This is a genomic window from Reinekea marina, from assembly GCF_030409715.1.
Taxonomy (GTDB): domain Bacteria; phylum Pseudomonadota; class Gammaproteobacteria; order Pseudomonadales; family Natronospirillaceae; genus Reinekea; species Reinekea marina.
On the sequence record NZ_JAUFQI010000001.1, the window covers coordinates 3019520 to 3034765 of the forward strand.

Consider the following 15246-nt stretch of genomic DNA (forward strand, 5'->3'; position numbering starts at 1 on the left):
GTATTTTTAGCTGCGATACTCGGCATTAATTTTAATGTAATCATAAGATAAATCGGTGGTCCAAACTGTTTCCGTCTCGTGACCGCGATTTAATTCGATTCGAACCGTAATTTCATCAGGTGCTACCGCAGCTGCGCCAGCCGTCTCTGTATATTCTGGGCACCGCTGGCCTTGACTGACAATTTGAACATCACCCAAAAACACATCAATTGCATCGACATCCAACCCTTCTATACCACTTTTACCAACAGCCATTAAAATTCGGCCCCAGTTTGCATCGGATGCAGACATCGCCGTCTTAAAAAGTGGACTTTCCGCCACAGCGTAGGCCACTTTGAGGGCGTTATCGGGTGTGTCGCTGCTATTTACCTGCACAGAAATAAATTTATGGGCACCTTCTCCATCTCGTATTATTTGTTGAGCTAACGACAACATGACTTCGCTGACGGTTTTCAACAAGTACTTATAAAGCGGGTTATCTTCGCTTTCAACAGGAGAGACCGGTACTTGACCCGTCGCGACACAGACACTGGCGTCGTTAGTTGACGTGTCACTATCGACGGTAATACGGTTAAAAGATTGCTCTGAAGCGATGGCTGTAATTTTTTGCAACAGAGGTTGTGAAATGGGCGCGTCGGTTGCCACAAAAGACAGCATCGTTGCCATATTTGGCTTTATCATGCCGGAGCCTTTAGCAATTCCCGTTACCGTAATCGTCTCATCTTCAAACTCAAACTGACGAGAAGCACCTTTCTCTCGAGTATCTGTAGTTAAAATACCGGTTGAAGCTTCAGTCCAGTTATCTGAGTTTAAAGTAGCTAACGCATCTGGAATACCGGCGATCAACGAGGCCATTGGTAAATATTCACCGATAACCCCCGTTGAAAATGGCAATACTTGCTCAGGATTAACACTGCGTTTACCGGCTAACCGAGAGCAAGTTTCTTGAGCATCCTCAATACCTTGCTGGCCGGTGCCGGCGTTTGCATTGCCCGTATTAACGACTAAAAAACGCGTTTCCTGGCCACTGGCCAAATGTTTTTTAGCTACTTGAACAGGCGCAGCACAAAATGCATTTTGGGTAAATACAGCTCCAATAGTAGAGCCTGGTGCTAACTGGAATATCACTAAATCGCGATGGTCCTTTTTCTTAATGCCCGCACAAGCTACGCCAATGCTGACACCTGAAATAGGAAGCAATGAATCTGTTATTCCGGCTCCAACTGCCATATTCAACCCTTTTCAATTCTCGATTAAAAACTAGCCTTTTTAAGCTAGCTTACCGTGACACTGCTTATACTTTTTACCTGAGCCGCAAGGACAAGGTTCGTTTCGACCGACCTTTTGGCTTGCTCTAATAGGTGCTGGCTTACCTGATTCGGGGCTAGCTTTTTCTTCACCTTCAGCAAGTGCTGAAGTTTGAGCGTGTTCATATTTCATACGAGCTTTAGCCGCCTCTTGACGACGACGCGCATCGGCTTCGGCTTCTTCGGGTGAACGAACCTGCACCATACTTAAGTATTTAATAGTCTGGTATTTCACTTCACTGAGCATAGCTTGGAAAAGCTCAAACGACTCGCGCTTGTATTCTTGTTTAGGGTTTTTCTGAGCATAGCCCCGTAGGTGAATACCCTGACGCAGATGATCCATATTGTACAAATGCTCTTTCCAGTGTTGATCCAGCACCTGCAACATGACTTGCTTTTCAAAGCGACGGAAAGCATCAGCACCAACCACGGCTTCTTTAGCGACAATCTCAGCTTCTAAAGTTTCTAGTATCTTAGTACGCAGACCTTCTTCAGCGAGGTGATCATCAGCATCTAACCAAGCCTGAATGGTCAGCTTAGACCCCAGCTCACGCTCAATTTCTTTTTCTAGGCCTTCAACATCCCACTGTTCTGGAATCGATTGAGGCGGAATATAAGCCTCTACTAATTGGTTCACAACATCGCCACGTATCTTTTTAATGATATCGCCAATGTCTTCAGCTTCCATGAGTTCATCGCGCTGGGAATAGACAACGGTACGTTGGTCATTTGCAACGTCATCGTATTCTAGAAGCTGCTTACGTATATCAAAGTTTCGGTTCTCAACTTTACGTTGCGCTTTTTCAATGGCGTTAGACACCATTTTTGCTTCAATTGGTTCGCCTTCGTTCATGCCTAATTTGCTAAACATGGCTTTCATGTTTGGCGGCATAAAGATTCGCATTAAGTTATCGTCTAAAGACAAGTAGAAGCGAGATGAACCTGGATCGCCTTGACGACCGGCACGGCCTCGTAATTGGTTGTCTATTCGTCGACTTTCATGTCGTTCAGTACCTAAAATTGCTAAACCGCCGGCGTCTTTTACGGCCTGCTGGCGTGCAGCCCATTCAGTTTTCGTGGCTTCTATTTCTGCTTCACTAGGGTTCTTCAAAGCCGCTATTTCAGCGTCTAAATTGCCACCCAATACAATATCAGTACCACGACCAGCCATGTTTGTGGCAATGGTTACCGCGCCCGGCATACCCGCCTGCGCAATAATTTGAGCTTCACTGTCGTGTTGCTTCGCATTTAGAACGCTATGCTTAACTTTCGCTTTCTGTAAGGCATTTGAAATACGTTCAGATGCCTCAACAGAGGCGGTGCCAACTAACACTGGGCGCTTCTGCTTAACGATTGCTTTGATTTCTTCGATAACGGCCAGGTATTTGTCGTTTTCATTTAAGAAAACTAAATCGTTTTCATCGATTCGTTGAATTCCACGGTTTGTTGGAATAACAACGACATCCAAACCATAAATTTCACGTAATTCGAAAGCTTCGGTATCGGCTGTGCCGGTCATACCCGATAACTTGCCATACAATCGGAAATAATTTTGGAAAGTTGTCGAAGCGAGTGTTTGGTTCTCTTTTTGCACATCAAGGTGCTCTTTAGCTTCAACGGCTTGATGCAAGCCTTCACTCCAACGCCGACCAGGCATTGTACGGCCAGTATGTTCATCAATAATAACCACTTGGTTATCTTGAATAATATACTCAACGTCTTTTTGGAATAGATGATGCGCGCGGATCCCAGCCATAACATGGTGGAACAATATGAGGTTTGCTGGCGCATAAAGGCTTTCGCCCTCTGGCAGCAGGCCAGCCTCAGTTAATAGCTGCTCTACGTGCTCATGGCCGCTTTCGGTTAATTCAACGCTGCGCTGTTTCTCATCAACGATAAAATCGCCCGGTTGCGCGGGTTCACCTTCTGTTTCTTCATAGCCGCGAGTTAAACTAGGAATAAGCTTGTTTATTTCAATGTAACGCTGGCTAGAATCTTCGGCCGCTCCCGATATAATCAAAGGGGTACGGGCTTCATCGATTAAAATGGAGTCAACTTCGTCTACAATCGCAAAAGCATGCCCACGCTGCGCTTTTTCTTCAATACTGAACGCCATATTATCGCGCAAGTAGTCAAAACCAAACTCGTTGTTTGTACCATAGGTGATATCGGCTTGGTAGGCTTGACGCTTGGTTATAGGGTCTTGTTGGCCTACGACGATACCAACAGATAATCCAAGTGCGTTAAAGAGCGGTTCCATCCACTTAGCATCTCGTTGAGCTAAGTAGTCGTTTACGGTGATTACGTGAACGCCTTTGCCAGGAATAGCATTTAAATAAGCCGCGAGTGTCGCAACCAGTGTTTTACCTTCACCGGTTTTCATCTCGGATACTTTGCCGTGATGCAACACCATGCCGCCAATCATCTGCACATCAAAATGGCGCAGACCTAAGGTTCTTTTACTCGCCTCTCGCACAAGGGCGAATGCCTCGCAGAGCAAATCATCTAGCGTAGTACCGTTATTAAAACGTTCTCTAAACTCAACCGTTTTGGCTTTAATTTGATCATCAGAGAGCACTTCGAACTCTGGCTCTAGCGCATTAATACGCAGCACAATTTTGTTCAGTCTTTTTACTTCGCGATCGTTCTTGCTTCCGATCACTTTACGGGCAATTGAGGTAAACATAGCAGCTAATTTCTGTATTAATTTCAGTAAGTTATTGTTGGGGGTAACTATACAGATAGCAAGGGGGGTTGTCTTTTGAATTATCAGGAAAAGTTGGCTTTTGCCAACTCCCCCTTAATTTTAGAAGCGCGCGACGCGGTCGATATACTTGGCTGGGTCTACTGACTTACCATGCAACAATACTTCGAAGTGCACGTGTGGACCAGTAGAGCGGCCTGTAGAGCCCATAAGCGCGACGACATCGGCCTTTTTAACGACATCCCCTACTTCGACCAATATTTCATTACAGTGCGCGTAGCGTGTAACGTAACCGTTACCATGGTTAATTTCGACTAAATTGCCATAACCGTAACGCTCGCCAGCCCATGTCACGACTCCGGAGGCTACAGAAACGATGTCTGAGCCATCCTTACCGGCAAAATCAACGCCATCGTGCCATGCTAAATTGCCGTTAAATGGGTCGTTGCGATACCCGTAACGTGAACTCATCCAACCCTTTTTGATTGGCCGACCGGCTACAAATGTTTCACTTTGTATTTTTCGGTCACCTAGAAGGGAGTTAAGAACGCGCAGCTGTTGCTCGCGGTTTTCAATTTGTAAACTGAGTTCATCGAGAACATCAACAAAATCTGGCGGTGTAGCTTGTACAGAACCTGATTCTGGCCCGCCTACGGCTGGCGGCAACGAGAAGTCAAACTCCCCTTCATCTAAGTTGGCAACATCTACAAGTCGCTCACCTAAAGCATCAATGCGCGTTAAACGCGCCTGCAGCTCGGCCAAGCGAATTCTAAGGGCATTTATTTGTTCTTCTGTGTAAATTTGTGTTTTTTCAAGCTGTGCTGCTTGCTGGTCGATTCGGCCTTGCCATGTCTCAACCGCGTTGGCATCGATAATTGCTTTTTCATCACTGGACAACAGTCGATAACCGCCATAACCAATGCCCGACAACGTCAAAACGAAAAACAACAGCACAGGCGCAACCATCCAAGAAGATACCATTCTTGAACGACCGTGCTTTCGACTGACTATGATGATATTCATGTGCGGAACTACCTAACTATATGGCTGGAGTATAAGCAATGGGTAACTGCTCAACCTCGTTATCTTCAAAGGTAGCATACTCCCAGCAATCTGGCCGAGATAATAACTCTCTTAGCAATAAGTTATTAAGCCCGTGACCAGACTTATAACCTACAAACTTGCCAATTAAGCTATGACCCAACAAATACAGATCACCTACCGCATCTAAAATTTTATGTTTTACAAACTCGTCTTCGTATCGCAAACCATCTTCATTAAGCACACGATAGTCATCGACAGCGATCGCGTTATTCACACTTGCGCCCAGTGCCAAATTATTGGCTCTCAAATATTCGAAATCTCGCATAAAGCCAAAAGTACGCGCACGTGCCACTTCTTTGACGAAGCCAGAGGTAGAAAATTCAAACTCTGCGTGCTGCGATCTATTTTTAAACACGGGATGATCGAAATCGATGGTAAAGTCGATATTAAAGCCGTTATAGGGCTCAAAACGTGCGATTTTGTCGCCATCTTGCACACTAACAGGCTTTAGAATGCGAACAAACTTCTTTGGTTTGTTCTGCTCTTCAATCCCTGCAGATTGAAGTAAAAATATGAATGGACCGGCACTGCCGTCCATTATAGGTATCTCTGCTGCACTGACTTCTATATAGGCATTATCAATGCCTAAGCCCGCGCATGCAGAGAGCAAATGCTCGACTGTGTCGATGCTTGAATCACCGTTAACCAAAGTCGTAGACAGGGTTGTATCGCCCACATTCAGGGCATGAGCGCGTATTTCGACTGGCTTTTCTAAGTCAGTTCGGACAAATACGATCCCTGTCTCAACCGGAGCAGGTTTTAATGTTAGATACACTTTTTGACCAGAGTGGAGACCCACTCCTGTCGCTTTAATCGTGTTCTTTAATGTTCTTTGATTAACCATTACGTGACTCGTAACCACACTTATTGATTCACTAGCCGTTCATAATAACAGAACTAGCGCATCGAGCAAAAGTAACCGGCCAGTAAAACTTAGTCTGCTTGTCGTCGCAAGAAAGCTGGAATGTCTAAATAGTCCAAGTCTTTTGCAGATTTAACAGGCTTTTCTTCGTTTTTACTGGACGCTGTAGCAGCGGCTGCATCGGCCGATCGTTTGATCGCGGGACGCTCCAACTTTTTATAGTCTACACTACCATCGGGTTTACGAGTGTTATCTACCGCAACTTTTGGCTTATTTGTTTGCACAGGTTGTGCTTCACCAATGCCTGTTGCAACGACTGTTACTCGTATTTCATCGCCTAAATCCGGATCGATCACTGTACCAACAACCACAGTGGCGTCTTCAGAGGCGAAATCTTCGATCGTATTACCGACTTCACTAAACTCGTCTAAGCCTAGATCAACTCCAGCAGAAACGTTAACTAATATTCCTTTTGCGCCATATAAATCGACATCTTCCAAAAGTGGGCTGCGAATGGCCATTTCAGCGGCACGCTGTGCTCGATCTTCACCTGAAGCTCTACCTGACCCCATCATGGCCATGCCCATTTCAGACATTACTGTTCTAACGTCGGCGAAATCTAGGTTAATTGTACCTGGGCGTACGATCAGATCGGCAACACCTTGGACGGCATTAAGTAAAACGTTATTGGCTTCAGCAAAGGCATCTACCAACGTTACTTTTTTATCTAATACAGAAGAAAGCTTTTCATTAGGGATCGTAATTAATGAATCAACGTGTTGACGTAATTCATCCAACCCTTCATTCGCAATTTTCATGCGTCGACGACCTTCAAATGGAAACGGCTTGGTAACAACAGCAACCGTCAATATCCCAAGGTCCTTGGCAATTTCTGCTACAACAGGAGCAGCACCAGTACCAGTACCACCACCCATGCCGGCAGTAATAAAGACCATGTCAGCGCCTTTCATAATTTCGGCGATTTTCTCACGATCTTCTAAAGCCGATTGACGACCAATTTCCGGGTTCGCACCCGCACCTAAGCCACGCGTAATGGTTTGGCCCAGTTGAATTTGAATCTCAGCTTCAACACTGCGTAATGCTTGTGCATCTGTGTTAGCGCAAATAAATTCAACGCCTTCAACGCGAGACTCAAGCATGTGCTTAACAGCGTTTCCGCCGCCGCCGCCGCAACCAAATACTTTAATGACCGCATTTTGGGGTTGATCATCGACCAATGTGAATAAATCTCCACTATTGGTTTCATTTTCATATTGTGACATATCCTACTCCTTACTATTGTTTTAAGTGCCGCCTGACCGACACTGCTTTTTTAACTAGAACGTGTTTGCGATCCAGTTTTTAAATGACTTCCAACCCGATTGCTGTTGGTGATGTTTATGTTTGGTTTTTTTCGGTGCGGCCTTACCCGAATGCAACTGTTGCAATGCGTATTGCAGTAGGCCAACGCCGGTTGCATGGATCGGATTATTAACGACATCCGATAACCCCGACATCCCCTGTGGAGACGCTAAACGAACAGGCACATGAAACACTTCTTCAGCCAACTCTACTGCGCCTTCCATTTTTGCAGTGCCACCCGTTAGAACGACCCCAGCTGGAATCATGTCCTCAAAACCACTGCGTCGAAGTTCTGATTTAATCAGAGAGAACAATTCTTCGTAACGCGGCTCAACCACTTCTGCAAGCGCTTGCCGAGTAAGTTCACGCGCGCTGCGATCACCCACACTTGGAACTTTTATTGTCTCGCCTTCACCGGCTAATTGAGACAAAGCGCAAGCGTACTTTATTTTAATATCTTCAGCGTGCTGCGTTGGCGTTGCGAAAGCCATCGCAATGTCATTCGTCACTTGATCACCCGCAATTGGAATAACCGACGTATGGCGAATAGAGCCTTCGGTGAAAATTGCGATATCGGTTGTTCCACCACCAATATCAACTAAGCAAACACCCAGTTCTTTTTCATCATCCGTTAAAACAGCTTGCGCCGATGCAAACTGTTCTAAAATAATTTGATCAACATCCAAACCACATCGTCGAATGCATTTATCAATGTTTTGCACTGCATTTTGAGCGGCCGTGACCATGTGAACTTTGGCCTCTAACCGAACACCCGACATACCTAACGGCTCTTTAATGCCTTCTTGGCTGTCGATAATGTACTCTTGGGGTAACACGTGCAAAATGCGTTGATCGGCTGGAATAGCAACCGCTCTAGCTGCATCGATGACGCGCTCTAAATCAGCTTCGACAACTTCTTTATCTTTAATCGCCACAATCCCATTACTGTTAAGGCTACTAATGTGACTTCCAGCGATGCCAACATAAACAGAATGAATGTCACAGCCAGACATGAGCTCAGCTTCTTCTATTGCGCGTTGAACACTTTGAATCGTAGATTCAATATTAACCACGACGCCCTTTTTTAGGCCGCGCGATGGGTTGGACCCTAGCCCGACAATCTCAAGACCACCTTCAGCTGTTACCGTACCGACAATGGCAACGACCTTAGATGTTCCGATATCTAAGCCGACCAACATTTGTCCTTTCAGCGGTGATGTCATTGTTGCACCTCAATTTCTTCAATTTCATGATACGCAATGGCAACGCCATTTGGGTATCTCGCATCTATCGATTTTATTGTTTTGATCTCGTCGTGCGCTCTAATTACATCCACTACTCGACGCGATCTTTCTAAAACATTCCGGTCACCCAATGCAATTTCTATAGCATATGTGATCTCCAATTCCCAAGCCCCTCTAGAATGTAAAGTTACCTTTTTAACTTGAGCATCAACACTGTCGATAACCCTCGAAAACTGCAGATAATGCTCCATCACTTCTAAAGCACTTTGCTCAGGACCATTTAATGTGGCCAATTCCATTTCAACAACCGGTTGTTCTAAAGCAAGCCCTTCACTGTTTAGAACTCTTTGCCCATTCCATATAGCAACAGGCTGGTACTCCGTAACATCTACAACCAAAGAATTGGGCCATTTTTTTCCAACCGCAGCACTACGAATCCACGGCAGCGATTGAATAACTTCTCTTACTTCATCTACGTCGGTAGTGAGTAAGCTCTTGCCAATAAACGGCTTGGCTACTACTTCAAAACTTTCGTTGCTTTGATAAACCAATACTGTAGACAACTCAACGTTTTCTACTGGCATTGGCGTCCAATGCATACCACCGATTTTACTGCCCGCTACAACCAAGGCACTGACCAACAAAATCAAAACCAATCCGACCCCAGCAGGCTTGAGCAGTGGCCTTAAATTCATAGTCGAACGCTTTTTAGTAGCGCCCTTACTTTTTCGTTTATTGGCCAATGATCAACCTATACCGTGTCAACAATACGTTTCATCAACTGGGCTAGGCTCCAGCCTTTTGCACGAGCCGACATCGGTACCAAGCTATGACTCGTCATACCAGGAATAGTATTTACTTCTAAAATAAACACTTCCCCTTTGCTATTCATCATGAGATCTACTCGCCCCCACCCAGAACAATTCAGTGCCTCGAACGCTTGCTTGGCAATAGACTGTACGTAAGCTTCTTTTTCATCACTGAGGCCACTGGGTATATTGTACTCAGTATCGTCGCTGATATATTTGGCTTCATAATCATAAAACTCAGTTTGAGACTTCATCGAAACGACAGGCATTAATTCATCACCTACTATTCCGACGGTATACTCAGGTCCATCAATAAAGGTTTCGACCAACACTTCTTTGTCGTATTCCATAGCAAGTTCAATAGCAGGCAAAAACTCTGATTTACTATTCACTCGGCTGATACCAATACTTGACCCTTCATTTGCTGGCTTCACAAAGACTGGGTAATGTAACTGACCTTCTAACTGCCTTGCTTGTTCGGCGGATTTTACGATATTAAAATCAGCCGTCGGCAAGCCTGCCGCACGAAATATTTGTTTACTTCGATATTTGTCCAAGGCCACGGCAGAACCAATTACGCCACTGCCTGTAAACGGGAAGCCATGCCATTGAAGTACGGCTTGGAGTGTACCGTCTTCACCCATGCCACCGTGCAACACTGGAAACACAAGATCTGGCTTCTCAGCTTGTAACCAAGGCACCAAAGATTCCGTAATTACCAAATCTAAACTGACCACGTTATAGCCGGCTTCTTTTAGACCTTGGATGACCGTTTCGCCACTCATCAGAGCCACTTCGCGTTCAGAGGACATGCCTCCATAAATCACTGCTACCTTAGTCATTTACGTTAAACCCCAATTGGCTGTTTGCTATTCTTAAAGACAATGCACCTACATCACCAGCGCCCTGAGTGAGCAACAAATCACCATCTTGTAAAACATCGGTTAGTACAGAAAAAATACTTTCTTTGTCTTCAACAAAAATTGGATCCACTCGACCACGTTGGCGAATACTTCGACATAAACTGCGACCATCGGCGCCCGGAATAGGATCTTCGCCGGCACTGTAGATATCTAATAAAATAAGAACATCAACTTGAGATAATACTTCTACAAAATCTTCATACAGATCTCGTGTTCTTGAGTATCGATGCGGTTGAAAAACAGCCACCAAACGCCGCTCAGGCCATCCGGTTTTAATGGCATCAAATGTAACCGATAATTCTCGTGGGTGATGACCATAATCATCCACTAACATGACCTGCCCTTTAGGCGTATCGAAATTTCCATTGACTTGGAATCGTCGCCCCACGCCATCGAAATTTTTCAACCCATTCACAATATCGTCGTCTTTAACGCCTTCGTCTGTAGCAACGGTAATGACGGCAAGGGCATTCAACACGTTATGATCGCCCGGCATCTTTAGTTCAATTTCCAAATCCGGTAAATTGGGTCGAGTCACCGTAAACAAAGTCACTAACCCTTGTTTACGAATATTTACCGCACGAACATCGGCACCTTCGTTCAACCCAAAAGTAAGCACAGGACGATTGATGCGGGGCATGATTGACTGAATATTGGCATCGTCAGAACACAAAACAACAAGCCCGTAAAAAGGAACGTTATGTAAAAACTCTACGTAGGCGTTCTTGAGTTTTTCGAAATCGCCTTCGTAAGTACTCATATGGTCTGCATCAATGTTTGTCACAATGGCTGTCATAGGTTGCAAGTGCAAAAAAGACGCATCGCTTTCATCGGCTTCAGCAACCAAGTAGCGGCTTGTACCTAAACGCGCGTTGGAACCGGCACTGTTTAACTTGCCACCGATGATAAAAGTTGGGTCAAAGTCTTCTCCCGTCATGACCGAAGCCATCAGCGATGTTGTTGTAGTCTTTCCGTGTGCACCGGCTATGGCAATACCGTGCCGATAACGCATAAGCTCTGCAAGCATTTCAGCTCGACGAACAACAGGTATTCTATGAGCCGTCGCCCATTTAATTTCCTCATTTTCAGGATCAATGGCCGATGAGACAACCACGACATCAGCACCAATAACATAGGCTTCTTTGTGACCAAAATTAATCACCATACCTAAAGCCGTTAAACGATCGGTTGTGACACTGGCTTTAATATCGGTTCCAGAAATTTCGTAGCCTTGGTTTAACAGCACTTCTGCAATGCCACACATGCCCACGCCACCAATACCGATAAAATGTATTCGACGGATGCGGCGCATTTCAGGTATAGGAAAGCCAGCTGCTTTTTCGTTCATTAGTGTCATGCTTGCTTCCCCTGTGTAGCTTTAACAATGTATTCAACCATAATTTCTGCGGAGTCTCTGATACCCAAATGCCAAGCTTTATCTGCCTGCGCGATTAGGCCCTCTCTATTTCGTTGCCAGTCAGTTATTTTTTCAGCCAACACCTTTGGTGTTAGTTCTGATTGCTCTATCCATTGTGCGCAATTCTCGTTACACAACCATTCTGCGTTCCTATACTGCTGTTTATCGCCATGCCAAGGGTACGGAACAAATAAAGCGGGTAAACCCACTGCAGCTATTTCCGACACAGTCGACGCGCCACTGCGTGCGACGACAACATCAGCCCAACGGTATGCTTCGGCCATGTCGTCAATAAATTCGGTTACCTTTGCGTTTCCTGATGTATATTGATCTTGGACAGACGCCTTCTTTCCTCGACCCGTTTGATGCCATACGTTTACAGGTTCTTTTAGTAAAGCCGCGGCTTTCGGCATCAATTCATTAATGGCCTGCGCACCAAGCGAACCGCCCAAGACCAATACATTCAAAGCACCTGAAGGGCTTTGCTTGCGTAACGATGGCTTAGTCATACTGGCCAATGCCTTTCGAACCGGATTTCCAACCACTGGGTATTGCCCTGCAAAAGTATTTGGAAAAGCTTGCAATACCATACTGGCGCGATGAGCTAATTTTTTATTCGTAAGGCCAGGTGTTCCATTTTGTTCATGCAAAACCAGAGGAATATTAAGCATGCTTGCCATCAACCCACCTGGTGCAGATGGATAGCCACCAAACCCAACAACGACATCTGGCTTTTGCTTTCTAAACAAGCCATAGCAAACCCACAATGATCGCAATAAATTAATCGGCGTCATGAGTTTCCTAAGCTTTCCTCCATGCCAGGCTGATACCGGTAAACCATGGAACGGATAGCCTAATTTCTCGACAATGGATTGCTCCATACCACGAATTGAGCCCAACCAATGTACATCCATACCTCGTTCTTTTAATGCATCGGCAACGGCGTTTGCAGGGAATATATGCCCCCCCGTACCACCGGCCATAATCATAACTTTCATTTACCCCCCTTAGCCGAAGCTAAAGAAAGCGTTTCACCATAAACTCGATTTACAATGGCAATTAACCCCATGCTGACAATTAAGCTGGTTCCGCCCGCGCTGATAAAAGGTAACGTTAAGCCTTTGGTTGGCAGCAAACCGGTGTTTACGCCGATATTAATAAACGCTTGTAAACTAAACAAAATGCCAATGCCGTAACATATGAAACCGCCAAATAAATTATTTTTTAGCTCTGCTAAGCGACCAATTTTAAAGATTCTATGAATCATCAGTGCATAAACGGCAAGTAACCCAAGCACTCCGAATAATCCTAATTCTTCTGCAATAATGGCCACAATAAAGTCATTATGTGCTTCGGGAAGGTAAAAAAGTTTTTGCATAGAATTACCTAAGCCCACGCCAAACCATTCACCGCGACCAAACGCAATCAGAGACTGCGTTAACTGGTAACCACTGCCATAAACATTCTCAGGTGCCCAAGGGTCTAAAAAAGCCATGAGTCGAATGACTCGATAGCTTTGAGAAAAAGCCATAATACCCACGGCCCCGCATGCTGCGACCATAGCCAAGAAGAATTGACCCGGCTTTACCCCCCCTAGAAATAACATACCTAGAATAGTGCCCATGACAACAACAACGGAACCAAAGTCTGGTTCTAATAACAGCAGCGCTAACATTAAGCTCAGTACAAATACTGGTTTTAGAAAACCAGACCAGCTACTGATGACTTCATCACGACGTCTAACTAAGTAAGCCCCAACATATAAGATCATGGCCACTTTACCCAGCTCAGAAGGCTGAAACCCGATAGGCCCTATGTCGATCCAACGACGACTGCCTTTAATTTCTTGACCAATGCCGGGCACTAATACAATCGATAATAATAAAAAAGCAAAGAGTAACAGCAGAGGGCTGGCTTTTTGCCACACTGAAACCGGTATAACAGTAACAATCGCGGCAAAGAACAATCCCATCATCAAATAAATACTGTGTCGTAAAACAAAATGATAAGGTACACCGAACATATTTTGGCTAACATCAACACCGGCTGAACCGATCATTACAACACCAAACAATAACAGAGCCGCACAACTACCAAGCAAAACTCGCTCTGGTTGCCAAAGCGGTTGAAATGATCCTGATAAGCGATCTGTCACTAAAGGGATACGAGATTGCGCCGTCATTTTGCAGTCTCCACCCAAGTAACAAATTCATTGCCACGCGCTTCAAAATTTTTGAACTGATCAAAGCTAGCGCAAGCTGGCGACAATAAGACGATTTCTCCAGATTCGGCAATAGTTTTTGCTAAGTCTAATGCTTGATTCATTGTCTCGACCAACAAACTTCCGCTAATAAGACGGCTCAATGCTTCACCATCTTCACCAAAACAGATTACTTTTTTGCAAACTGCCGCCACGGCATTTACGAGCGGACTAAAGTCTTGATTTTTTCCTTGCCCACCTAATAAAAGGACAATATTTTTCTCAGGTTTTCCTAGCCCATTAATTGCAGCAAGGGTTGATCCAACGTTGGTCGATTTAGAATCATTAAAATAGCGAACACCGTCAATGGTACCCACTTCTTCACAGCGATGTGGTAAACCAGAAAATGTTTTTAACGCAGATATCGTGGCTTGCCTATCATTATCAACAGCATCGGCCAGCGCAATAACCGCCATAGCATTGGCAATGTTATGCTCACCAGGCAAAGCCAGTTCGTTCACTGTCATTATGGATTCAAACCCTTTGCATATCACGCGCTGGTTGTTCTCTAACCGTACGCCATATTGATTTAGGTCTGGCTCATCCAATGCAAACGAAGTCACTTTTACAGAATCAGGCACTAACGGCGCGGTCATAACATCGGCCCTGTTAAACACCGCATGCTGTGTGCCGAAATAGATTCGCTGTTTGGCTTGTTGATAGTGCGCCATTGAGTCGTATCGATCTAAATGATCTTCGCTGATATTCAGCACGCAAGCTACGTCTGCGTTCAGCTTAGGTAACAACTCTAATTGAAAACTAGATAACTCGAGCACTGCAACATCGAAGGCTTCATCAACATGATCTAAAACAGCATTGCCTATATTGCCACCTATTAAGGCTTTCTTATTTCCATTCTCTAAGGCCAGCCCCATCCAGCGCGTTACTGTCGATTTTGCATTCGAACCAGTAATAGCGATCACCTGACCAGAAAATTCACTTAAAAATAGTTCAATATCGCTGGTTACTTGCGCGCCATTTTTAATGGCTGTTTGAATTTCTGGCGTAGCCAAGGCAACACCAGGACTCATTACTAGGGTATTAGCACGAGCCAGAAAAGCTTCGTCAAACCGCCCCGTTAATACCGTAACATCTGGGAAATCACGAGTAATTTCGTCTAATCCTGGTGGGTTTTGGCGACTGTCGATAACGGAGAAAGATTTTCCGCGCGCAGCTAGATAACGCACACAGGAAACCCCGGTCATGCCCAACCCTACAACACAATAATGTTTGTCTGCTGCGATTAAACTCATG

Annotated in this window: 12 protein-coding genes; all 12 read right to left on the reverse strand. The window is 45.0% G+C overall.

Annotated elements, in window-relative coordinates:
* Positions 1-6: 6 nt before the first annotated feature.
* The 12 genes from argJ to murD all read right to left on the reverse strand — a co-directional run bounded on the left by argJ (position 7) and on the right by murD (position 15245).
* Positions 7-1230, reverse strand: coding sequence for a bifunctional glutamate N-acetyltransferase/amino-acid acetyltransferase ArgJ (gene argJ / locus QWZ13_RS16545; protein ID WP_290282745.1), 1224 nt, complete (start codon positions 1228-1230; stop codon positions 7-9).
* A gap of 39 nt (positions 1231-1269) precedes the next feature.
* On the reverse strand, positions 1270-3993 hold the full coding sequence (secA, locus tag QWZ13_RS16550) for a preprotein translocase subunit SecA (RefSeq protein WP_290282746.1): 2724 nt from the start codon (positions 3991-3993) through the stop codon (positions 1270-1272).
* Between the two features lie 120 nt (positions 3994-4113).
* Positions 4114-5034 (reverse strand): M23 family metallopeptidase, encoded by a 921-nt coding sequence (locus tag QWZ13_RS16555; RefSeq protein WP_290282747.1) that lies wholly within the window; start codon positions 5032-5034, stop codon positions 4114-4116.
* A gap of 16 nt (positions 5035-5050) precedes the next feature.
* Positions 5051-5959, reverse strand: a complete 909-nt coding sequence (lpxC, locus tag QWZ13_RS16560; RefSeq protein WP_215999970.1) for a UDP-3-O-acyl-N-acetylglucosamine deacetylase — start codon at positions 5957-5959, stop codon at positions 5051-5053.
* Between the two features lie 89 nt (positions 5960-6048).
* Positions 6049-7260 (reverse strand): cell division protein FtsZ, encoded by a 1212-nt coding sequence (gene ftsZ, locus QWZ13_RS16565; RefSeq protein WP_215999969.1) that lies wholly within the window; start codon positions 7258-7260, stop codon positions 6049-6051.
* A 54-nt stretch (positions 7261-7314) separates the two neighbouring features.
* Positions 7315-8562 carry a cell division protein FtsA gene (gene ftsA, locus QWZ13_RS16570; RefSeq protein WP_290282748.1) on the reverse strand — a complete coding sequence of 416 codons (1248 nt, stop codon included), beginning with the start codon at positions 8560-8562 and terminating at the stop codon, positions 7315-7317.
* Positions 8559-9326: a cell division protein FtsQ/DivIB gene (locus QWZ13_RS16575; protein WP_290282749.1), complete on the reverse strand. Its 768-nt coding sequence runs from the start codon at positions 9324-9326 to the stop codon at positions 8559-8561. Before QWZ13_RS16575 ends, ftsA begins: the two co-directional genes overlap by 4 nt.
* Before the next feature lie 8 nt (positions 9327-9334).
* Positions 9335-10234, reverse strand: coding sequence for a D-alanine--D-alanine ligase (locus QWZ13_RS16580; protein WP_290282750.1), 900 nt, complete (start codon positions 10232-10234; stop codon positions 9335-9337).
* Positions 10227-11672, reverse strand: a complete 1446-nt coding sequence (gene murC, locus QWZ13_RS16585) for a UDP-N-acetylmuramate--L-alanine ligase (RefSeq protein ID WP_290282751.1) — start codon at positions 11670-11672, stop codon at positions 10227-10229. Before murC ends, QWZ13_RS16580 begins: the two co-directional genes overlap by 8 nt.
* Positions 11669-12730, reverse strand: a complete 1062-nt coding sequence (gene murG / locus QWZ13_RS16590) for an undecaprenyldiphospho-muramoylpentapeptide beta-N-acetylglucosaminyltransferase (RefSeq protein ID WP_290282752.1) — start codon at positions 12728-12730, stop codon at positions 11669-11671. Before murG ends, murC begins: the two co-directional genes overlap by 4 nt.
* Positions 12727-13914, reverse strand: a complete 1188-nt coding sequence (gene ftsW / locus QWZ13_RS16595; protein WP_290282753.1) for a putative lipid II flippase FtsW — start codon at positions 13912-13914, stop codon at positions 12727-12729. The genes murG and ftsW overlap by 4 nt, the downstream gene beginning before the upstream one ends.
* Complete coding sequence (murD, locus tag QWZ13_RS16600; RefSeq protein ID WP_290282754.1) at positions 13911-15245, reverse strand: UDP-N-acetylmuramoyl-L-alanine--D-glutamate ligase; 1335 nt, start codon at positions 15243-15245, stop codon at positions 13911-13913. Before murD ends, ftsW begins: the two co-directional genes overlap by 4 nt.
* Position 15246: the final 1 nt, after the last annotated feature.